Origin of the sequence: Pseudomonas morbosilactucae, assembly GCF_023241715.1 — a bacterium.
GTDB lineage: Bacteria > Pseudomonadota > Gammaproteobacteria > Pseudomonadales > Pseudomonadaceae > Aquipseudomonas > Aquipseudomonas morbosilactucae.
Genome location: NZ_JALQCW010000049.1, coordinates 14,466 through 33,599 on the forward strand (window position 1 = coordinate 14,466; position 19,134 = coordinate 33,599).

Consider the following 19,134-nt stretch of genomic DNA (forward strand, 5'->3'; position numbering starts at 1 on the left):
TCCCTTGGGTGTCAGTTTTTAACCTGGGCGGTACCGGTCGCGGCTTTTTTTGCCGGAGCAGCCGCTTTCTTCGCCGGGGCCTTCTTGGCCACTGGTTTCTTCGCAGCAGCGGCTTTTTTCGCCGGCGCAGCGGACTTCTTCCCGGCGGCTGGAGCCACGGCTGGCTTAACGTCCTGTACAGCCACCAGTTCGGCTTCGGAAGGCGTCGGTTGGTTGTACTTGCTCAGGAGGCCGAGCATGGTGCTGCGCTGAGTCAGCATGATTTCAACGCGGCGGTTCAAAGCACGGCCCGGAGCGCTGTCATTGGCTGCACGCGGCATCACCGAACCCATGCCACGCAGCATCAGGCGGTCTTGCTTCAGGCCGCTGAGGCTGAAGATCGCAGCCACGGACTGGGCACGATCACGGCTCAGCTTCTGATTGACGCCGGCGGCGCCGGTGGTGTCGGCATGGCCCAAGACCAGCACGGCGGTCTTGGTGTCGCCCTCGACGGCCTTGGCCACGCGGGTGAACGGACCCAGGGTCACGGGCAGCAGCATGGCTGGACGATCCGGGTTGAACGAGCCGTCTACCGGGGCAATCACCACCAGTACGTTTTCACGGCGTTCCAGTTGCAGCTTGCTGTCCTTGATCGCTTCACGCAGGCGCGGCTCGTAGGTGTCCAGCCAGGCCTGGGTGATTTTCGGATCAGGCATCGGGATGTCCGCCACGTCCACCTTGCTCAGCGGCTTGGGCTCGCTTTTAGCGAACGGCCACCACCAATGGGTCTCGCTGTCGGCTTTTGCAGCGACGGCAACCGGAGCCGGTGCGGCTTCGACTTTCTTGGTCTCGGCGACAGGCTTGTCAGCGTCCGAATCCTTGGAAGAGAACGGCCACCACCAGCTGCCACCGCTCTCGGCTTTGGCAACGGGTTCGGCAACAGCGGCCGCTGCCGGGGCTGGCGCTTCAGCAACGGCGGCGGGTTTGGCGGCTGGCGCCGGTGCCGCAGCGGCTTTGCTGGCCGGGGCTTTACTGGCCGGCGTAGCCGCAGGCTTGGCGGCGGCGGTAGATTTGTTCGCGGCGGCTGGAGCGGCCGGGGCAGCAGGCTTGGCGGCGGGGGCAGCGGGTTGCGCTGCCACGGTGGCCGGTTTTTCTGCGGCGGGCGCCACGTCCTTGCTGGTCGCCTTATCGGAACCGAACGACCACCAGTGGCCACCGTCTGCATCATTTTGTGGTGTTTGCGCGCAACCGGTGACGGTCAGGCAGATGGCCAAGGCTAAAGACTTGTTCGACGACATGGGATATCCACGAAATGAGGTAAAAATTACGGTCTATGCGACCCGTACAACAGACGCTTGGAAATTATAAAAGCCACAGGGTTCCATCCCGCAGATTTCCAAGCATGTTTAAGCAAAAAAGTTCTTAACAGCAACCTTTTTACAGACAATCCGACAGAACCCTCACCAGCTTCTGTGCCCGGGGATCCATCAATACATAGGGCCCCAAGGTATTGGTGACAAAACCAAAGGCCACATCATGTTCCGGGTCGGCAAAACCAACGGAACCGCCGGCTCCAGGATGGCCAAAGGCCCGTGCACCGAGGCCGAAGGTGGCATTGGGCACCGTGGGCTGATCGAGCATACAGCCCAGGCCGAAGCGCGTCTGGGTCAGCAGGGTTTTATCCATGCCGAGGCTGTGCTCCCGGGTCAGTTCTTCCAGCATGTCGGCTTCCAGCAGGCTGCCATCGAGCAGGCCACTGTAGAAGCCTGCCAGGCTGCGGGCGTTGCCATGGCCATTGGCCGCCGGCTGCTGCATGCGCCGCCATTCCGGCTTGTTGGTGCTGGTCATGATCGACGGAGGGTTGGTGAAGGCCCGCGTGGTCATGGCCGCCGGCTCACGCATCGTGACCTGCAACAGACGCTGGGCGGCGGCGTCGCCGACATTGCCCTTGCCTCGGGCGATGTGCGCCACTCGGTAGAACTCCTCATCCGCCAGCCCGACATGAAAATCCAGGCCCAGCGGCTTGGCCACTCGCGCCACGATGGACTCCCCCGGCCCGCGCCCATCGGCGCGACGCAGCAACTCCCCGACCAGCCAGCCGTAGGTGATGGCCGCATAGCCATGGCCTTCACCCGGCGTCCACCACGGCTGCTCGGCCGCAAGGGCCGCGACCATCGTGGACCAGTCGTAAAGCGCCTCGGCCGGCAGCAGCTCACGCAAGGCCGGCAGGCCCGCCTGATGGCACAGCAACTGGCGCAGGGTGATGCGTTCCTTGCCGGCTGCTGCGAATTCGGGCCAGTACTGGGCAACCGGCGCATCCAGCTTGAGCTTGCCTTCGGCCACCAATTGCAGCGCGGTCACCGCGGTGAAGGTCTTGGTGCAAGAGAAGAGGTTGGCGATGGTGTCGCTGTGCCAGGCCTCGGCGCTGTCCTTGTCGGCCGTACCGGCCCACAGGTCGATCACGGTTTCCCCGCCGATCTGGATGCACAGCGCGGCACCGCGCTCCTGGGGATCCTCGAAGAGTGCCGCGAACGCTTCGCGCACGGCTTCGAATTTAAGTTCGTAATGACCCTGAATCTGCACCGTGATGCCCCCGGAACCCGCATTGAAAAGTGGCCGGTATTGTTCCAGCCCTGAAGGCTTTTGGAAACAACCCCGGCAGGCGTCGAGCGGCCGATGAGATGACCCTAAGTCTCAGCGCCAGCGCCTGAAAAAGATGCCCCTTAGTGACCATTGCCCGAATGGCCACCCGCGCGACCGGCACCGGGCCCTTGGCCCTTGCCGTCATGGCCTTTCTGGCCACCGTCGCCACCGTGGCTGTCATTAACCACCTGGGCCTTTGCAGCTTCCTTGCTCAGTTGATCAACGGCCTGCAGGTTGCTTTTGCGCACGCTGTCGACAAAGCCCTGGAACGGCACATCGGTGATCCCCACCAGGCCGAAGTGGCCATTTTCGCCATCCAGCAAACGACCGGTCACCGGTTGATCGAGGTATTGGAACCAGTGCACGCCAACAATCGACGGCTCGCTCAACGCCTGCTTGAGGAAGTTGGCGTAGGCCGGGCCTCGGTCTTCTTCCCGGGCCAACTCGGTCGCCCCGCCCCACAGCGGGCCGCGATCGCGGGAGCCGAAGTTGAACTCGGTGATCAGCACGGGTTTGTCCAGGCTGCGCAGTTGTTCGAAGTCGTAACCGTCCTGGGGCTTGAGGGTGTACATATTGAAGCTCAGCACGTCGCAGTACTGGGCACAGGAAGCCACCGCCTCCGGTGTGCTGACGGCATAACGACCGCCCAGCAACAGCTGGTTCGGCGCATGCCACTTCAACGAATCAGAGATGGTCTTGAAATAGGTGTCGGCGAAGACCTTCTGGAAGTACTTGAAGTCGGCTTCGATCTCCGGATGTTCCGGGCTTGGCAGCGGCGGCACGAAACCTGGGTCTTCCATCAATTCCCAGGCCGGCAGGTCGATGCCCCAGGCCTTCGACAGGCCCGCCTGGTTGCGGTACTTGTCCCGCAGTTGCTTGAGAAATGCGCGCTTGGCCGGCACGTCGGTGGTCAGGCGCAGCGTGCCATAGGCCAGGGCATAACGGGCCTTGGCATCGTCGCCAGGGCCGGCCCAGGCCAGTTCGTTGTCGGCGAAGTAACCGATCAGCCAGGGATCGTCGCGGTGATCGCGAGCGGCAATCGCCACGGCTCGCTCGGTGGCCATGGCGAAGCGCGGGTCGAAGGGGTCGGGCATGCCGCCCCACCAATCGCTGCCGGTGCTGATGCTGGCGTAATCACCGACGATCGACAGCGGCAAGGTGTAGGGCACCCGGGCATTCAAGTCCAGGGCCGGTGCGCTCCAGTTACCGATGGTGTTGAAGCCCCAGGCCTGCAAGCGGTCCAGGGTATGGCCAACCCAGCGTTTTTCATCGAGGCGCGCGGCCACGCAAGGGGCGACTGCGGCGGCCTCGGTCTGGTCCGTGCTGACCTCGGATTCGGTCTTGGCGGCCTCGGTCTTGGCAGCTACGGCCACACCGGCCGGGGACTCGCTGCCCGGAACACAGGTTGTGCCGTAGGTGCGCCGCAAGTTGGCGCCATAGAAGTCGTACCAGCGTCCATTGCTGTAGGCGCGGCCCTTGTCGGCGCCGTTGCCGCCACGGTTGTCGCCCTCGCCGTAGAAGGCCGCCAGGGGCTCATCAGCCGTCGGCAGGCCGCCGAACATCCACTCTCGTCCGGCAATGTAGGTCTGGCTGTTGTCGGGGGTGACGGTATTGACCCCCAAGGAGTAGAACGGATGGCCTTCGGGGGTCACCAGGTACCAGCGACCGTCGCGCTTCTCGGTGTGGAAAAAACCACTGGCCTTGAACGATGGGCCCTGGGTCCAGCCACCGAACTTGTCCAGGGACGCCTTTTCGCGTTCCGCCAGCCAGGCCTTGAGTTGCTGTTGTTCCTTGGCATCTGCGGCCTTGAGCTGCTCGTCGCTGCTGATCTTTTCCGGCCATTTGGCCCGGGTCGACTGGCCATAGGCATCCACCAGCGAGCCATAGACCGCCTGCACCACGCCCTCGCCGTCCTGCACGCCAAAGCGCTCCAGCAGAATGCTCTGAGCCGCGTTGGGTTTATCCAGGGACAAAGTCACCGACACCACTTGGCCGCGGTCCAGTTCACCCTCGCTGCTGGCCAGCAGGATGCGTTGGCCGTCCACGGTCATCGGCATCGGCGGGCCGGCTTTCATGCCCTGGCTCAACGGAGAGCTGGGCACCAGCGGCACCAGCAAGGTCTGCGCCGGGCCAGCCGGCAAGTCGATGCGGCTGACCAGGGTCTTGCCGTCGTTGCTCTGGATCTTGACGTAGAGAGTCAGCGCCCAGTTCATTGCGCTCTGGATGCGCAAGCTCATCATCCCCGACTGCGACCAGTCCCAGGCGCCGGTCTGCGGGGTCAGGCGCAGGCTGGGCTCGGTAACGGGGTTAAAGGTCACGCGGCGCAACACCTCGCCTTCGGCCGTTTGCTCCGCGTTGGATTGCGGCAGGCTGGCATCTTGTGTCGCCACCCGCACCACATCGGCGGGCCGGACAAAGTTGAACAGCGTCTGCTGGCCCGCCGGCGCTGCGAGCAGCGGCGTAGAGCACAACAGAGCAAAAATGGCGGGCAACGAGCGGCGCATCATAAAAAGCAAATTCTCCCTTGCGGCCGATCAATCGGCCGGTATTGATTCGGTGACAGGCAATAGACAGCGCGGCGGAGCAATATGCGGGCCGCGCTTAAGATATTTCCCGGCGAAACGGCGGCAAGGCATTGAGGATCGCCTTGCCATAACGCTGGGTGACCAGGCGTCGATCCAGCAGGGTGATGGTGCCGCGGTCCTGTTCGGTCCGCAGCAGGCGACCACAGGCCTGGACCAGCTTGAGGGAGGCATCCGGCACCGAAATCTCCATAAACGGATTGCCTCCTCGCGCCTCGATCCACTCTGCCAGCGCCGCTTCCACGGGGTCGTCGGGCACAGAGAATGGAATCTTGGCGATCACCACGTGTTCACAATAGGCGCCGGGCAAGTCCACGCCTTCGGCAAAACTGGCCAGGCCGAAGAGCACGCTGGAGTCCCCTCCGTCGACCCGCGCCTTGTGCTTGTTAAGGGTTTCCTGCTTCGACAGGTTGCCCTGGATAAACACCTGTTTGCGCCAGTCGCGATCCAGGCCGTCGAACACGTCCTGCATCTGCTTGCGCGACGAAAACAGCACCAGGGTGCCCCGGGAGCCTTCCACCAGTTCCGGCAAGTCGCGGATGATTGCGGCGGTATGTGCAGGCGCATCCCGGGGGTCGGCACGCAGGTCGGGGACCCGCAACACGCCGGCATCGGCATGGTGGAAAGGACTGGGCACCACGGCGGTCACGGCCTTTTTCGGCAGCCCGGCGCGCATGCGGAAGCGGTCGAAGGTGCCCAGGGCGGTGAGCGTCGCGGAAGTCACCAGGGCCCCGTAGGCCACGTTCCACAGGTTACGCCGGAGCATCTCCGCCGCGAGGATCGGGCTGGCATTGACCTCGATATCGAACAGCGAACCGCTTTCCGCCAGGGTCAGCCAGCGCGCCATGGGCGGGTTGTCTTCCGGGTCCTCGACGGTGAACGCAGTCCACAACTCCCAGTTGCCCGACGCCCGGGCCAGCAGGCTGCCGAACAGCGGATACCACTCCTCGGCCTGGTTGCTGGCGATGCCGATATTGACCTCGCCATCCATGCCTTCCTTGAGCAACTCGGTCAGGCGGGTGAACAGGTCGGTGAGCCGGGAAAAGCCTTTTTTCAGCTCGATGCCCATTTCCCGCATGTGCTCGGGAATCAACCCGCCGACAAAGCGATGGCGCGGCCGCTCGCGGCCTTCCATGTCTTCGCCGGTCTTGAAGTCGGCAATCTGCTCGCAGGCGGTGAACATGAACTGCTGCTGGGTCTTGATCTCCCGCGCCAGCTCCGGCACCTGCTCGATCAGCTTGCCCAGGTCGCCCGGCAGCGGGTGCTGGGCCAGGAGCTTGGTGAGGTTCTTGGCCGTTTGCTCCAGCCAGTCGGCGGTGGAACGCAGGCGGGTGTAGTGGGCGAAGTGGCCGATGGCTTTGTCCGGCAGGTGATGGCCTTCGTCGAACACATACAGGGTGTCGCGCGGGTCCGGCAGCACGGCGCCGCCGCCCAGGGCCAGGTCAGCCAGGACCATGTCATGGTTGGTGACGATCACATCGACCTTGCCCATGCCTTCGCGGGCCTTGTAGAAGGCGCACTGGCCGAAGTTCGGGCAATGACGGTTGGTGCACTGGCTGTGATCGGTGGTCAGGCGCGCCCAATCGGCGTCTTCCAGGGCATTGGGCCAGCTGTCGCGGTCGCCGTCCCATTTATTCCCGGCGAGCTTCTCGATCATGCTGGTGAACAGCTTCTGGCTGGCCTCATCCACTTCGATCTTGAAGCCTTCTTCCTCGAACAGCTGGGCAGTGGCGGTTTGTGCGTGGCCCTCCTGCAGCAGCATGTCGAGCTTGGACAGGCACATGTAGCGCCCACGCCCCTTGGCCAGGGAGAAGGTGAAGTTCAGGCCGCTGTTGCGCATCAGGTCGGGCAGGTCTTTGTAGACGATCTGCTCCTGCAGGGCGACAGTGGCGGTGGCAATCACCAGGCGCTTGCCGGCGGCCTTGGCCGTGGGGATCGCGGCCAGGCTGTAGGCCACGGTTTTCCCGGTACCGGTGCCGGCTTCCACTGCCACGATGGCAGGGTCGCCGCTGCGGCGGCCTTCGTCATCGGTGTCGATATCGCCCAGGACCTTGGCCACTTCGGCGATCATCAGGCGCTGGCCGTAACGCGGCTTGAGGCTCTTGGCCTCGAGGAAACGCGAGTAGGCTCCCTGGATCGTGGTTTTGAGTTCGTTGCTGATCATGGTTCTTCGGGCGCGGAAAACGCTGGATAAATTTTCAGTGGTTCGGATCGGCCGCTATCATAACGCGCTAATTCATCCTGCGCAGAACGGAGTACCCGAATGACCGCCTTTGCCCTTGCTTACGCCCTGCATGTACTGGCCGCCCTCGTCTGGGTCGGCGGCATGTTTTTCGCTTGGATGGTGCTGCGCCCGGCGGCTGGCGCAGCACTGGAGGGCCCGGCGCGACTGAAGCTGTGGGTGGAAGTGTTTCAACGTTTTTTTGTCTGGGTCTGGGTTGCGGTTGCGGTCTTGCCGATCAGTGGCATGGGCCTGCTGCACCTGCGCTTCAACGGCTTTGAAACGGCACCGCGCTACGTACAGATCATGATGGGCGTGTACCTGGTGATGACCGCGCTGTTTATCCGTATCCAGTCCTTGCAACTGCCGGAACTGCGCCTGGCCGTTGCGGCCGAAGACTGGCCGGCGGGCGCGGCGGCCCTGGGGCGGATTCGCAGGCTGGTGGGCTGCAACCTGATCATCGGCCTGCTGTTGGTGGCGCTGGCCGCCGCTCGCCCGATGTTCTAGAGGTGATAGATTTTCAACGGCCCTGAATGCAACAAGCCCGCCCCCTTTAATAGGGGCGGGCTTGCATAGGGCTTGCCTGACTGCGGCGCAATAGTCGACGCGCTTACAAACGCTGCACCGTCAGCGAGCCCGGTGCCCCCGCGGCGCCCGGCAAGCCTTCGGCACCGGCCCGTCCGCTCTTGCCGCCATCGGTACGGTATACGAAGCAGCCCTTGGATTTGCCACCGGCCCCCGGCTTGCCGCCCGCACCGGCGACACCACCGACACCGCCATCGACCCAGACCTTGATCTGCGCGTCCGGATAGTCCCGCGGCAATTCCACCCGCACCTGAGCGCCCGGCGCACCCGGCCGGCCATCACCACCACTGTCGCCATCGGCACCCCGCCCGGCCTGACCCCAGGTGCACCCTGGTTCCTTGCCATTGGCCCCGTCGAGCCCGACATACCCCGGAGCCCCGGCACCGCCACGGGCATCCACCGACAATTCATCGGCCGTCAGCGACTCAATCCGCAGGCTCAAATTACGCCCTGGCTTGGCCGCCTTCTGATAGGTGCCCGGCGCCCCGCGCGAGGTGATCTGGCTGCCCGGCTCCAGTTCGGCGCGCTGCACACTCAATTGCAACGCCTGCTCGGCGGGAACGATGGCAATACGTGCCTCGCGGCCCAGGTGCAACTCGCCGATCTGCACTTGGGTGACGTTGGCAGGAATCAGCAGGGTGCCGTAATCGGCGACGCTCAACCGCTCCAGTTGCAGGGTGCTGGTGGTATTGGGCAAACGCATCAGGGAGTTGGTTTCCACCGTCACGGCTTGAGCCAGGGCCAAGGGGCTGCAGAACAACGCCAGCAGGCAATACTTATGCATGATCGGCCTCCACCGAAACAGGGGCCGGAAGGGTTTGCACATGGAAAATCCCCACCAGCAAAATGTGCAGGCGGTCACGCCAAGGGTGGATACGTCCTTTGAGGCTGCCATTGAACAGCAGCAACTCCAGCACATGGGTCAGCAGCAACAAGCTGCCCGCCAGGTTGACCAATAGGTGAAACGGGTTGATCAAGGGCCTGGCCAGATTGATCAGGACCACCAGCCAAAACACCAAGGTCAGAAACTTCCCCAACCCCCACACGATTTTCATATGCCCCCCCTTGCGCTTTTTTCTTTGGACGCACAGTAACGACTTATCTCGGCGATAAGCCAGTGGGGGATGAAAATTCTTCTCAAGACCACGCTTTAGCCGCCGGATCGACGAGGATCGCCGACCCGGCGCCAAGCATCAGCGCTGCAGATGCAGTTCAACCCTGCGGTTCAATGCCCGCCCTTGTTCGGTGGCGTTATCCGCGACCGGCTGGCTTTCCCCCAGGCCCTGACTGGTGAGCTTGTTCGGCGCCAGGCCCTGGCTGAGCAAAAAGGCCGCGACACTGCTGGCGCGACGCTCGGAGAGCGCCTGGTTATAGGCGTCCGACCCCTGGCTGTCGGTGTGGCCAATCACCTTGATGCTCACCACATCGGCATGGGCCAACTTGGCCATCAGCCCCTGCAATTGGTTACGGGCCTCGGCGGTCAATTCCGCAGAGTCAAAGGCAAACAGCACATGGCCCTGATCGCTGAGGGTGATCACCTCGGTGGCCGGTGCAGGCTCGGGCGCAGGAGCCTTGGCCGCCGGGTACTGAGGCAACGGGCAACCGCGATTGTCCACCGGGGTATTGGCGGGGGTGTCAGCGCAACGGTCGCGGCGATCGAAGACACCATCACCGTCTTCATCACCGTCCTGGGCGTAGCAGATGAGGCCACCACCGATCACCCCCAGGGCCGCACCGCCGGCGGCCCAGCCCGCGCTTTCGATCGCGCCCAGCCCACCGCCCACCAGCCCGCCAAGCAGGCTGCAGATCGGCCACGTCCGTTGATTGAGGGGGGCAGTGCCATCGCTGTGGGTTGCGCAACCTGTGAGCAGGCTGCCGAACAGCAGGACCGGCAACACGGTCCGAGAGAGAACGTTCATCAAGAATGCTCCAGTGTCACCGGAGAGACCGGTAACACTGGAGTAAAGACCGCCATCGGCAGCTACACAAGCCGCGTAGACAAAGGGCTTCAGCGGTTGATCTGAATTTCCGTGCGGCGGTTCAAGGCGCGCCCGTCAGCGGTTTTATTGTCGGCCACCGGCTGACTTTCACCGGCACCGGAGACCGAGACGAAACTGGCCCGTGGAATGCCGTTGTTGATCAGGTACTCCACCACCGAATGGGCGCGCTTCTCCGAGAGTTTCTGGTTGTAGACGTCACTGCCGACGCTGTCGGTGTGGCCAGTCACCCGAAGCTGTGCAGTCGGCGCTTCTTGTTTCAGGCGGGTGACGATGGTGCCGAGCTTGCTCTGGTCGGCGGCGGTCAGCTTGGCCGAGTCGAACTGGAAGTGCACATCGCGAATGACGATGGTTTCTTCCTTGACCACCACCACTTCTTCGACCACGGCGACCGGCACCGGTGGCGGGCAGCCATTGGCATCGACCTGCACACCCTTGGGCGTATGCGGGCACTTGTCGCGGCTGTCCGGGACGCCATCACCGTCTTCATCGCCATCGCCGTGCACCCAGCAATAGGCGCCGGCCAAGCCACCCACCACCAAGGCACCACCGCCGGCCCACGATGCACTCTCGGTGGCGCCGAGGGCGGCACCGGTCACGCCGCCGACTGCGGCGCAGGTCGGCCAGTCGGTTTTCTGCAAGCCTGCACAACCAGTCAACACACTGGTTAGCAGAACCAAGGGTAATGCTGTCCGAATGATGCTCATCTAGTTTCTCCTGAGGGGATCGGCCCGAAGCCGATCATCGGAGTAAAGACCGCGCTTTTAATCTCCGCCAGCAATAGGCCATCTCGGCTTTGGCCCAACAATTACGGGCGCCCGGGGTTTAAGTGAAAAACCGCTCTAGGCCAGCAGGGGCCGGCGCGCTAGTCTTTGCAGTTCTGATTGAGGATCGACGATGACCGCTGGCATTTCTTCGCGCACGCCCCAGCAAGCTCTGGCGGCTTTACTGGACCGTTATGCACCGCAACAGCTGTTGCTGATCGGCGCCAGTGACTTCCCGGCCCTTGAGGCATTCAAGCAAGCCCACCCCGACACCTGCGTGGCCCAGGCGGCCCCTGGCCCTTTGCCGCCGGAGCTGGCTGCACGCCGCTTCGACCTGGCCCTGGCGGTGGATTGCCTGGAGCACTTGCCCAAGCGCGACGGCCTGAACCTGCTGGGCGGGATCCGTAACCTCAACGCCAGCCGCATCGCGGTGCTGGCCGACCTGGACGCCTGCGGCTGGCTGGACACCGACTTCTTCTCCCTGGCCCTGCAAGCCAGCGAGCGCTTCCAGCGTGAAGCGCAGGAACTGACCCTGTTTACCTACGATCTGCTTGACTACAAACAGGTGCCCGACTGGCTCAACTCAAGGTTCTGGGCAAACCCGGAAAACTTCGGCAAGTACTGGTGGTAATGCAATGAGTGCTTCTATTTGTCCCTGCGGCAGCGGCAACCTGCTGGATGCCTGCTGCGGCCACTATCATTCGGGCCATCCTGCGCCCTGCGCCGAGGCGCTGATGCGTTCGCGCTACAGCGCCTATGTCCTGGGCCTGGTGGATTACCTGGTGCAGACCACATTGCCGGCCCAGCAGGACGGGCTGGATCGCACGTCCATCAAGGACTGGAGCCTGCAAAGCACCTGGCTGGGCCTTGAGGTGGAAAGCTCGGAAGTTTTCGGCGGCCAGCCCGAACACGCCTTCGTCACCTTCACCGCACGCTGGCACGACAGCCAGGGCGAACACAGCCACCGCGAACGCTCCTCCTTCGTGCAGAATGACGGGCGCTGGTATTTCATCGACCCCACGGTCGCGGTCAAGGCCGGGCGCAACGACGCTTGCCCCTGCGCCAGCGGCCAGAAGTTCAAGAAATGCTGCGACGGTTACTTCGGCCAATAACGCCACCCCCTTACCCCGCGCCCACGGTTGCCTGATTGGGAGTTAAAACGGAGTAACGGCATGCTCACTCGGCGGCACGTACTAAGGACTGTCAGTCTGCTCTGGGCCTTGAGCTTGTCGGGCTGCATGTCCTGGTGGGGCGACCAGGACCGAGACCCGGCGGTGCATCTGGTCAAGGTAGAGGTGGTCAAGGCCAACCTGCTGGAGCAGCGCTTCAACCTGCACTTTCGCGTCGACAACCCTAATGACGACGATTTGACGGTGCGCCACCTGAGTTACCGCATCCATTTGCAGCGCTTCCTGCTGGCCGAGGGCGAGCACGAACACTGGTTCACCGTCGGCCCTCACCGCAGCGGCTATTTCAAGGTACCGGTGCGCACCAACCTCTGGCCGCAGATCCGCGACGTGGTGAAATTGCTGCGCAAACCCCAGCGCCCTATCCCTTATCGCCTGGAAGGTGAGCTGGAAACCGGATTATTCATCGGCAAGGACGTGCACCTGAAGCGCAATGGCGAGATAATTCCCGCCGATTATTTTCCGGAGTGACCTCGATGACCCAGCAACCCCATGTCCATGGCCCAGATTGCAACCACGATCATGACCATCACGACCATCATGATCACGACCATGGCCATGTTCACGGCCCGCATTGCAACCACGCCCCTCAGGAGCCTGTGCGCAATACCTTGAAAGACGTCGGCCGCAACGACCCTTGCCCATGCGGCAGCGCCAAGAAATTCAAGAAGTGCCACGGCGCATGATGCCCTTGTAAGAGCCGCCCCGGCGGCTCTTACAGCATCTCCGACAGCCGGACCACGGTGGCATATTCACCGTGCAGGTTGGCCAGGGACATGGCATGCACCTCTTCGGCTGTACGGGCTCGGCCATAGAAGTCCGGCTTGTCGAAGGTGTAGCAAGCGTCTTCCACCACCCAGGTGACAAACCCCAGGTTGCCCGCCGTGCGTGCCGTCGACTCCACCGAGTTATTGGTGGCCACCCCGACGATCACCAATTGCTCCACCCCCGCCCGCCGCAAGTCCGCTTCCAGGGTCGTGCCACTGAAGGCATCCGGCACCTGCTTCTGAATCACCGCCTCATGCACCATCGGCACAAAGCGCGGCTGAAACTCCACCCCCGACTGCCCCGGCCAGAACACCGAGTCCGGCGAGCGTGACAGGTGCTGCACGTGAATCACCGGGCGCAGGCTTTCCCGCCACAGGGCCAGCAACTCGGCCATGCAATCTTCGGCCTGCGGATTGTTGCGACGCCCCAGCTTGGGGTGATGAATGCCCTGTTGCTGGTCGATAAGGATCAGGGTGGCGTTGCCTTTGAACTCCATGGCGGCTTTTCTCTTGCGAGTCATTGAATTTCCCGCACTTCAACATCACCTTTCACCCACAGGCAAGCGATACACAGCAGACAGGACGACCTAATGCCGGCATTTGCTGTCCTTCCATAAAGACCCATCCCTTCTGGAGAGCTGCATGATCGACCTGTATTACTGGACCACCCCCAACGGCCACAAGATTTCCCTGTTTCTTGAAGAGGCCGGCCTGCCCTACAACCTGCACCCGGTGAACATCAGCCAGGGCGAGCAGTTCAAACCCGAATTCCTCAAGATCGCGCCCAACAACCGCATCCCGGCCATTGTCGATCAGCAACCCGACGATGGCGGTGCGCCGCTGTCGCTGTTCGAGTCCGGGGCCATCCTGCTGTACCTGGCGGAAAAAACCGGGAAATTTTTGCCCACTGACCTGCGCGGTCGCCAGGAAGCCCTGCAATGGCTGTTCTGGCAGATGGGTGGCCTGGGACCAATGGCCGGGCAGAACCACCACTTCAGTCGCTTCGCCCCCGAGAAAATCCCCTACGCGATCAAGCGTTATGTCGATGAAACCGCCCGCCTGTACGGGGTGCTGGACCGTCGCCTGGCGGATCGCGAGTTCGTCGCCGGCCAGGACTACAGCATCGCTGACATGGCGATTTACCCGTGGATCGTCTCCCATCAATGGCAGGGCCAGCACTTGGAGGACTTCCCCAACGTGCAGCGCTGGTTCAATCGGATCAAGGCACGACCCGCCACCGAGCGAGCCTACGCACTGGTGGCCCAGGTCAATCCGCCCAAGGCATAAAGCCGGCTGGCTCCGGCAAACGGCCGCCGGAGCCGGCTATTTGTCTTGCAACCTGCAAATACCCGCAAACCCTGCTTGCGCGGCACTGTTGCGCTCACTAACGTAGCGCCTTTATCGACGCAACCCCCGCAGGAGCTTTGCCATGGCCTCGCCAGCCCTCTCACTTTTTCTTCCCCGGCTCGGCGTGGCCGCGGCAGTGGCCGGCGTTCTCAGCCTGGCCGGTTGCCAGTCATGGAACACCCAGGACAGCCTGCCACCCACCTCTGGCGTGCAGCCGCTCAAAGGCCTGGCGCAAAACGTCTCGGTACGCCGCAATGCCACAGGCGTGCCGCTGATCGAAAGCAATAGCTTCCACGACGCCCTGTTCACCCTGGGTTATGTCCAGGCCAGCGACCGCATCAGCCAGATGGTCACCCTGCGCCTGTTGGCCCAAGGCCGCCTGGCAGAAATGTCCGGGGCCGACGCCCTGGAAGTCGACCGCCTGATGCGTGCGGTGAACCTGCGCAAGAACGCCGACGAGCTGTACAAAGCCTCGTCGCCGCGCATCAAGCGCTTCTTCGAAGTCTATGCCCGGGGCGTCAATGCCTACCTGTTCCGCTACCGCGACAAGCTGCCGCCAGACCTGGCCGCCACCGGCTACAAGCCCGAGTACTGGAAGCCTGAAGACTCGGCCCTGATCTTCTGCCTGCTGAATTTCGGCCAGTCGGCCAATCTGCAGGAGGAGATCAACGCTCTGGTGCTGGCTCAGCAAGTGGGCAGCGACAAGCTGCCCTGGCTGACCCCGAGCTACCCGGATGAGCCGCTGCCCTTGGGCGAAAGCGAAAAACTCAAAGGCCTGCCGCTCAAGGTCGCCGGCCTGGCCGAGGTCAGCGCCGCCACCGAACGACTGGCCCGCCTCAACACCCTGGGCATCGCCACTGGCAGCAACCTGGCCGTCGCTCCCCAGCGCAGCCGCAGTGGCAAAAGCCTGCTGGCTGTGGACAGCTATCTGCCGGCCTGGCACTACGTGCAGATCCGCGCGCCGAAATACCAGGCCGCAGGCGCCTCGATCGCCGGCCTGCCAGCCATTCTCCAGGGGTTCAACGGCAAGGTGGCCTGGAGCCTGAGTTCGGTGAACGGTGACAACCAGGACCTGTTCCTGGAAAAACTCAAGCGCCAGGGCAACGCCCTGTACTACGAAGCCGGCGGCAAATGGCAGCCGGTCACCGTGCGCAATGAAACCTACTTCGTCAAAGGCCAGCGACCGATCCGCGAAGCCGTCTATGAAACCCGTCACGGCCCACTGCTCAACAGTGCCCTGGGCGGTGCCAATGCGCTGACCAGTGGCTACGGCCTGGCCCTGCAAATGCCCGACTTCAAGGACGACAAGAGCCTCGACGCGTTCTTCGACCTGTCCCGGGCGCAGAACGTCGAGAAGGCGTCGGACGCCAGCCGCGAGATCCGCGCCATTGCCCTGAACATGGTGTTCGCCGACGCCAGCAACATCGGCTGGCAAGTCACCGGCCGCTTCCCCAATCGCCGTGAAGGCCAGGGCCTGCTGCCATCGCCGGGCTGGGACGGGCGCTACGATTGGGACGGTTACGCCGACCCGATGCTCCACCCTTACGACCAGGACCCCACCAAGGGCTGGCTGGGCACGGCCAACCAACGGGTGATCACCCAGGGTTACGGCATGCAACTGTCCAACTCCTGGTACTACCCGGAGCGGGCCGAGCGCCAGGCTGAACTGGCGGGCCGGGGCAAACTCGACAACCGCGCCCTGGTGGCCCTGCAGTACGACCAGGGCAGCACCTTCGCTGCCAAACTGAAGGCCATGTTTGAAGCACCGGGCATGGCACAGCCGCTGAAAAAGGCCATCGATGCCCTGCCGGACGCAGAACGCAGCAAGGCTCGCGAAGCCTACAGCCGACTGATGGCATTCGATGGCCGGGTCAGCGCCAGCTCGGCGGACGCGGCTATTTATGAACTGTTCCTGCAGGAAAGCGCGAAGCAGATCTTCCTCGACAAACTGGGCCCGGAATCCAGCGCCACCTGGAAAGCCTTCGTCAGCAACGCCCAACTGTCCTACTCGGCCCAGGCCGACCACCTGCTGGGCCGCGAAGACAGCCCGTTCTGGGACGACTCGCGGACCCCGCAGAAGGAAGACAAGCCGGCGATCCTCGCCCGCAGCCTGGCGGCCAGCATCAGTGCCGGAGAAAGCCTGATGGGCGCCGACCGCAAGGCCTGGCAATGGGGCAAGCTGCACAGCTACCAATGGAACGCCGCCAATGGCCAAGCCCTGCGCGCGCCGTTGCAAGCGGGTGGCGACCACAGCACCCTGAACGGTGCGGCCTATCGTTGGGGCCAGGACTTCGCTGTCAGCGATACCCCGGCCCTGCGCTTTATCGTCGACTTCGGCCAGCTCGAACCGCTGACCGCCATGAACAGCACGGGCCAGTCGGGCAATCCGGCCAGCCCTTTCTACGCCAACGGCATCGACGGCTGGCTCAAGGGCCAGTACCTGAGCCTGCCGCTGCAACCGCAGAACTTCGAGCGCAGCTACGGCAAAACCCGCCTGACCCTGGTGCCCGGCAAGTAACCTCGCCCAAGCCCGCCCTGCACTGGTGCAGGAGCGGGCTTGCCCGCGACCTCCCCCTTGCTTACCCCTTCGCCCTGTATTGAGGCAGGCATTTCGTCGCGCCCGATTTCAGGGCGGCAGCGATGCTCAAGCACCTCTCTCCCCACCTTTTAAAACGCTTGTTCGGGACTCTGGTTCGGAAATTGCTACTTTCATTGAGTCTGATGCGTTCCAGTAACAGTACTCATGCGCCACAAGCGCTCATATTGGTTTTTAGGGATTGAATAATGAAAAAAGCATTGCTGACCCTTTCTGCACTGGCACTCTGCATGGCCGCCGGCTCCGCCCTGGCCAAGGACTACAAGGAACTGCGCTTTGGCGTGGACCCGTCGTACGCCCCATTTGAGTCCAAAGCAGCCGACGGCAGCCTGGTGGGCTTCGACATCGACCTGGGCAACGCCATCTGCGCGGAGCTGAAGGTCAAGTGCAAGTGGGTTGAAAGCGACTTCGACGGCATGATCCCCGGCCTCAAGGCCAACAAATTCGACGGCGTGATCTCGTCCATGACCGTGACCCCGGCGCGGGAAAAGGTCATCGACTTCTCCAACGAACTGTTCTCCGGCCCGACGTCCTTCGTGTTCAAGAAAGGCTCGGGGCTGACCGAAGAAACCGCCTCCCTGAAAGGCAAGACCGTGGGTTACGAGCAAGGCACCATCCAGGAAGCCTACGCCAAGGCCGTGCTGGACAAGGCCGGGGTCAAGACCCAGGCCTACCAGAACCAGGACCAGGTTTACTCCGACCTGATTTCCGGCCGCCTGGACGCCTCGATCCAAGACATGCTGCAAGCCGAGCTGGGCTTCCTGAAGTCGCCACAAGGGGCTGACTACGAGGTCAGCAAGCCGGTGGATGATCCATTGCTCCCTTCCAAGACCGCCGTCGGCATCTCGAAAGGTAACAAAGAGCTGAAAGCCCTTCTGGATAAAGGTATCAAAGCGTTACACGATGATGGCACCTACGCCACTATCCAGAAAAAGCACTTCGGCGATCTGAACCTCTACAGCGGTAAATAATGCCCTGGCGCCCATCTCCCGATGGGCGCTTTTTTTATCGCCACAGGTCCCCGATTTATGTTCGAAGAACTCCTGCAAAGCCTAGGGCTTTCAGCATTCAGCCTGAAGGGCTTCGGCCCCTTGTTGCTGGAAGGCACCTGGATGACCATCAAGCTCTCGGTACTGTCGCTGCTGGTGAGCGTCCTGCTCGGCCTGATCGGCGCCAGCGCCAAATTGTCCCGCCTGAAACTGCTGCGGGTCCCGGCCCAGCTCTACACCACGCTGATTCGCGGGGTGCCGGACCTGGTGCTGATGCTGCTGATTTTCTACAGCCTACAAACCTGGCTGACCTCCTTTACCGACTTCATGGAATGGGAATACATCGAAATCAACCCATTCAGCGCCGGGGTCATCACCCTGGGCTTTATCTATGGTGCCTATTTCACGGAAACCTTCCGCGGCGCCATCCTCGCCGTGCCCCGCGGCCAGGTGGAAGCAGCGACGGCCTACGGCCTGAAACGCGCCCAGCGCTTTCGCTTCGTGGTCTTCCCGCAAATGATGCGTTTTGCCCTGCCGGGCATCGGCAACAACTGGATGGTCATGCTCAAGGCCACGGCCCTGGTGTCGATCATCGGCCTGGCGGACTTGGTCAAGGCGGCCCAGGACGCGGGCAAAAGCACGTATCAACTGTTTTATTTCCTGGTCATCGCGGCGCTGATCTACCTGCTGATCACCAGCGCGTCCAACGTCGTCCTGCGCTGGCTTGAACGCCGCTACGCCGCAGGTTCCCGGGAGGCCGTGCGATGATCGAGCTCTTGCAGGAATACTGGCGCCCCTTCCTTTATAGCGACGGCTACAACATCACCGGCCTGGCCATGACCCTGTGGCTGCTCAGCGCCTCGATCTGCATCGGTTTCCTGGTGTCGATCCCGCTGTCCATCGCCCGTGTCTCGCCCAAGCGCTATGTCCGCTGGCCAGTGCAGTTCTACACCTACCTGTTCCGGGGCACGCCGCTGTATATCCAGTTGCTGATTTGCTACACGGGGATCTACAGCATCGCGGCGATCCGCGCCCAGCCGGTGCTGGATGCATTTTTTCGCGACGCCATGAACTGCACCATCCTGGCCTTCGCCCTCAACACCTGCGCCTACACCACGGAGATTTTTGCCGGGGCGATCCGCAGCATGGCCCACGGCGAAGTGGAAGCCGCCAAAGCCTATGGGCTGAGCGGCTGGAAACTGTACGCCTACGTGATCATGCCCTCGGCGCTGCGGCGCTCGCTGCCTTACTACAGCAACGAAGTGATCCTGATGCTGCACTCCACCACCGTGGCCTTCACCGCAACCATTCCGGATGTGCTGAAAGTCGCCCGTGATGCCAACTCGGCGACTTTCCTGACCTTCCAGTCCTTCGGCATTGCCGCGCTGATCTATCTGGGCGTGACCTTTGCCCTGGTGGGGCTGTTTCGCCTCGCCGAGCGTCGCTGGCTGGCCTTCCTCGGACCGACTCACTAGAA

Annotated in this window: 19 protein-coding genes; 10 read left to right on the forward strand and 9 right to left on the reverse strand. The window is 62.9% G+C overall.

What is annotated here, in order from left to right:
• Positions 1-11 precede the first annotated feature (11 nt).
• From M1B34_RS18870 to dinG, 4 genes are all read right to left on the reverse strand, one after another.
• Positions 12-1,277, reverse strand: a complete 1,266-nt coding sequence (locus M1B34_RS18870; RefSeq protein ID WP_268265933.1) for an OmpA family protein — start codon at positions 1,275-1,277, stop codon at positions 12-14.
• A 139-nt stretch (positions 1,278-1,416) separates the two neighbouring features.
• The gene (locus M1B34_RS18875) at positions 1,417-2,562 is read right to left on the reverse strand and encodes a serine hydrolase domain-containing protein (protein ID WP_268265934.1); all 1,146 of its coding nucleotides are present in this window, start codon (positions 2,560-2,562) and stop codon (positions 1,417-1,419) included.
• Positions 2,563-2,702: 140 nt separating this feature from the next.
• The gene (locus tag M1B34_RS18880; protein WP_268265935.1) at positions 2,703-5,129 is read right to left on the reverse strand and encodes a beta-galactosidase; all 2,427 of its coding nucleotides are present in this window, start codon (positions 5,127-5,129) and stop codon (positions 2,703-2,705) included.
• 94 nt (positions 5,130-5,223) lie between these two features.
• A complete protein-coding gene (dinG, locus tag M1B34_RS18885) occupies positions 5,224-7,368 on the reverse strand; it encodes an ATP-dependent DNA helicase DinG (protein WP_123336511.1) in 2,145 nt (714 codons plus the stop codon).
• A gap of 99 nt (positions 7,369-7,467) precedes the next feature.
• Here dinG and M1B34_RS18890 point away from each other — a divergent pair, with 99 nt between their 5' ends.
• On the forward strand, positions 7,468-7,932 hold the full coding sequence (locus tag M1B34_RS18890) for a CopD family protein (protein ID WP_268265936.1): 465 nt from the start codon (positions 7,468-7,470) through the stop codon (positions 7,930-7,932).
• A gap of 103 nt (positions 7,933-8,035) precedes the next feature.
• Here M1B34_RS18890 and M1B34_RS18895 read toward each other — a convergent pair whose 3' ends face one another.
• The 4 genes from M1B34_RS18895 to M1B34_RS33755 all read right to left on the reverse strand — a co-directional run bounded on the left by M1B34_RS18895 (position 8,036) and on the right by M1B34_RS33755 (position 10,714).
• Entirely contained in the window at positions 8,036-8,794 is a 759-nt protein-coding gene (locus M1B34_RS18895) for a collagen-like protein (protein WP_268265937.1), read from the reverse strand.
• The gene (locus M1B34_RS18900) at positions 8,787-9,065 is read right to left on the reverse strand and encodes a DUF1145 domain-containing protein (RefSeq protein WP_268265938.1); all 279 of its coding nucleotides are present in this window, start codon (positions 9,063-9,065) and stop codon (positions 8,787-8,789) included. Before M1B34_RS18900 ends, M1B34_RS18895 begins: the two co-directional genes overlap by 8 nt.
• 138 nt (positions 9,066-9,203) lie before the next feature.
• Complete coding sequence (locus M1B34_RS18905; protein ID WP_268263661.1) at positions 9,204-9,929, reverse strand: PA1041 family peptidoglycan-binding anchor lipoprotein; 726 nt, start codon at positions 9,927-9,929, stop codon at positions 9,204-9,206.
• 89 nt (positions 9,930-10,018) lie between these two features.
• Positions 10,019-10,714, reverse strand: coding sequence for a PA1041 family peptidoglycan-binding anchor lipoprotein (locus M1B34_RS33755; RefSeq protein ID WP_279653360.1), 696 nt, complete (start codon positions 10,712-10,714; stop codon positions 10,019-10,021).
• A gap of 190 nt (positions 10,715-10,904) precedes the next feature.
• Between M1B34_RS33755 and M1B34_RS18920 the strand changes: the two genes are divergently transcribed.
• The 4 genes from M1B34_RS18920 to M1B34_RS18935 are packed head-to-tail and all read left to right on the forward strand — an operon-like array spanning position 10,905 to position 12,644.
• On the forward strand, positions 10,905-11,402 hold the full coding sequence (locus M1B34_RS18920; RefSeq protein WP_268263660.1) for a DUF6231 family protein: 498 nt from the start codon (positions 10,905-10,907) through the stop codon (positions 11,400-11,402).
• A 4-nt stretch (positions 11,403-11,406) separates the two neighbouring features.
• On the forward strand, positions 11,407-11,883 hold the full coding sequence (locus M1B34_RS18925) for a YchJ family protein (RefSeq protein WP_268265939.1): 477 nt from the start codon (positions 11,407-11,409) through the stop codon (positions 11,881-11,883).
• Between the two features lie 60 nt (positions 11,884-11,943).
• Positions 11,944-12,429: an LEA/WHy family protein gene (locus M1B34_RS18930; RefSeq protein WP_268265940.1), complete on the forward strand. Its 486-nt coding sequence runs from the start codon at positions 11,944-11,946 to the stop codon at positions 12,427-12,429.
• 5 nt (positions 12,430-12,434) lie between these two features.
• A complete protein-coding gene (locus tag M1B34_RS18935) occupies positions 12,435-12,644 on the forward strand; it encodes an SEC-C metal-binding domain-containing protein (RefSeq protein WP_123336528.1) in 210 nt (69 codons plus the stop codon).
• Positions 12,645-12,673: 29 nt separating this feature from the next.
• Here the strand turns inward: M1B34_RS18935 and M1B34_RS18940 are convergent, their stop codons facing one another.
• The gene (locus M1B34_RS18940) at positions 12,674-13,222 is read right to left on the reverse strand and encodes a cysteine hydrolase family protein (RefSeq protein ID WP_268265969.1); all 549 of its coding nucleotides are present in this window, start codon (positions 13,220-13,222) and stop codon (positions 12,674-12,676) included.
• A gap of 145 nt (positions 13,223-13,367) precedes the next feature.
• Between M1B34_RS18940 and M1B34_RS18945 the strand changes: the two genes are divergently transcribed.
• The 5 genes from M1B34_RS18945 (at position 13,368) to M1B34_RS18965 (ending at position 19,132) form a co-directional block, all read left to right on the forward strand.
• Positions 13,368-14,012 (forward strand): glutathione binding-like protein, encoded by a 645-nt coding sequence (locus M1B34_RS18945; RefSeq protein WP_268263657.1) that lies wholly within the window; start codon positions 13,368-13,370, stop codon positions 14,010-14,012.
• Positions 14,013-14,154: 142 nt separating this feature from the next.
• On the forward strand, positions 14,155-16,590 hold the full coding sequence (locus tag M1B34_RS18950) for a penicillin acylase family protein (RefSeq protein WP_268265941.1): 2,436 nt from the start codon (positions 14,155-14,157) through the stop codon (positions 16,588-16,590).
• 266 nt (positions 16,591-16,856) lie between these two features.
• The gene (locus M1B34_RS18955) at positions 16,857-17,639 is read left to right on the forward strand and encodes a transporter substrate-binding domain-containing protein (protein ID WP_123336536.1); all 783 of its coding nucleotides are present in this window, start codon (positions 16,857-16,859) and stop codon (positions 17,637-17,639) included.
• A 57-nt stretch (positions 17,640-17,696) separates the two neighbouring features.
• The gene (locus tag M1B34_RS18960; RefSeq protein WP_123336538.1) at positions 17,697-18,425 is read left to right on the forward strand and encodes an ABC transporter permease; all 729 of its coding nucleotides are present in this window, start codon (positions 17,697-17,699) and stop codon (positions 18,423-18,425) included.
• Positions 18,422-19,132 carry an ABC transporter permease gene (locus M1B34_RS18965; RefSeq protein WP_123336540.1) on the forward strand — a complete coding sequence of 237 codons (711 nt, stop codon included), beginning with the start codon at positions 18,422-18,424 and terminating at the stop codon, positions 19,130-19,132. Before M1B34_RS18960 ends, M1B34_RS18965 begins: the two co-directional genes overlap by 4 nt.
• The last annotated feature ends 2 nt before the right edge of the window (positions 19,133-19,134 follow it).

What these genes read in the sequence shown, in the direction of transcription:
- M1B34_RS18925 (WP_268265939.1), top strand. Translation starts at nt 11,407, where the DNA reads ATGAGTGCTTCTATTTGTCCCTGCGGCAGCGGCAACCTGCTGGATGCC.
- M1B34_RS18950 (WP_268265941.1), top strand. Translation starts at nt 14,155, where the DNA reads ATGGCCTCGCCAGCCCTCTCACTTTTTCTTCCCCGGCTCGGCGTGGCC.
- M1B34_RS18905 (WP_268263661.1), bottom strand. Translation starts at nt 9,929, where the DNA reads ATGAACGTTCTCTCTCGGACCGTGTTGCCGGTCCTGCTGTTCGGCAGC.
- M1B34_RS18955 (WP_123336536.1), top strand. Translation starts at nt 16,857, where the DNA reads ATGAAAAAAGCATTGCTGACCCTTTCTGCACTGGCACTCTGCATGGCC.
- M1B34_RS18930 (WP_268265940.1), top strand. Translation starts at nt 11,944, where the DNA reads ATGCTCACTCGGCGGCACGTACTAAGGACTGTCAGTCTGCTCTGGGCC.
- M1B34_RS18895 (WP_268265937.1), bottom strand. Translation starts at nt 8,794, where the DNA reads ATGCATAAGTATTGCCTGCTGGCGTTGTTCTGCAGCCCCTTGGCCCTG.
- dinG (WP_123336511.1), bottom strand. Translation starts at nt 7,368, where the DNA reads ATGATCAGCAACGAACTCAAAACCACGATCCAGGGAGCCTACTCGCGT.
- M1B34_RS18965 (WP_123336540.1), top strand. Translation starts at nt 18,422, where the DNA reads ATGATCGAGCTCTTGCAGGAATACTGGCGCCCCTTCCTTTATAGCGAC.
- M1B34_RS18890 (WP_268265936.1), top strand. Translation starts at nt 7,468, where the DNA reads ATGACCGCCTTTGCCCTTGCTTACGCCCTGCATGTACTGGCCGCCCTC.
- M1B34_RS18945 (WP_268263657.1), top strand. Translation starts at nt 13,368, where the DNA reads ATGATCGACCTGTATTACTGGACCACCCCCAACGGCCACAAGATTTCC.
- M1B34_RS33755 (WP_279653360.1), bottom strand. Translation starts at nt 10,714, where the DNA reads ATGAGCATCATTCGGACAGCATTACCCTTGGTTCTGCTAACCAGTGTG.
- M1B34_RS18880 (WP_268265935.1), bottom strand. Translation starts at nt 5,129, where the DNA reads ATGATGCGCCGCTCGTTGCCCGCCATTTTTGCTCTGTTGTGCTCTACG.
- M1B34_RS18960 (WP_123336538.1), top strand. Translation starts at nt 17,697, where the DNA reads ATGTTCGAAGAACTCCTGCAAAGCCTAGGGCTTTCAGCATTCAGCCTG.
- M1B34_RS18940 (WP_268265969.1), bottom strand. Translation starts at nt 13,222, where the DNA reads ATGGAGTTCAAAGGCAACGCCACCCTGATCCTTATCGACCAGCAACAG.
- M1B34_RS18870 (WP_268265933.1), bottom strand. Translation starts at nt 1,277, where the DNA reads ATGTCGTCGAACAAGTCTTTAGCCTTGGCCATCTGCCTGACCGTCACC.
- M1B34_RS18900 (WP_268265938.1), bottom strand. Translation starts at nt 9,065, where the DNA reads ATGAAAATCGTGTGGGGGTTGGGGAAGTTTCTGACCTTGGTGTTTTGG.
- M1B34_RS18935 (WP_123336528.1), top strand. Translation starts at nt 12,435, where the DNA reads ATGACCCAGCAACCCCATGTCCATGGCCCAGATTGCAACCACGATCAT.
- M1B34_RS18920 (WP_268263660.1), top strand. Translation starts at nt 10,905, where the DNA reads ATGACCGCTGGCATTTCTTCGCGCACGCCCCAGCAAGCTCTGGCGGCT.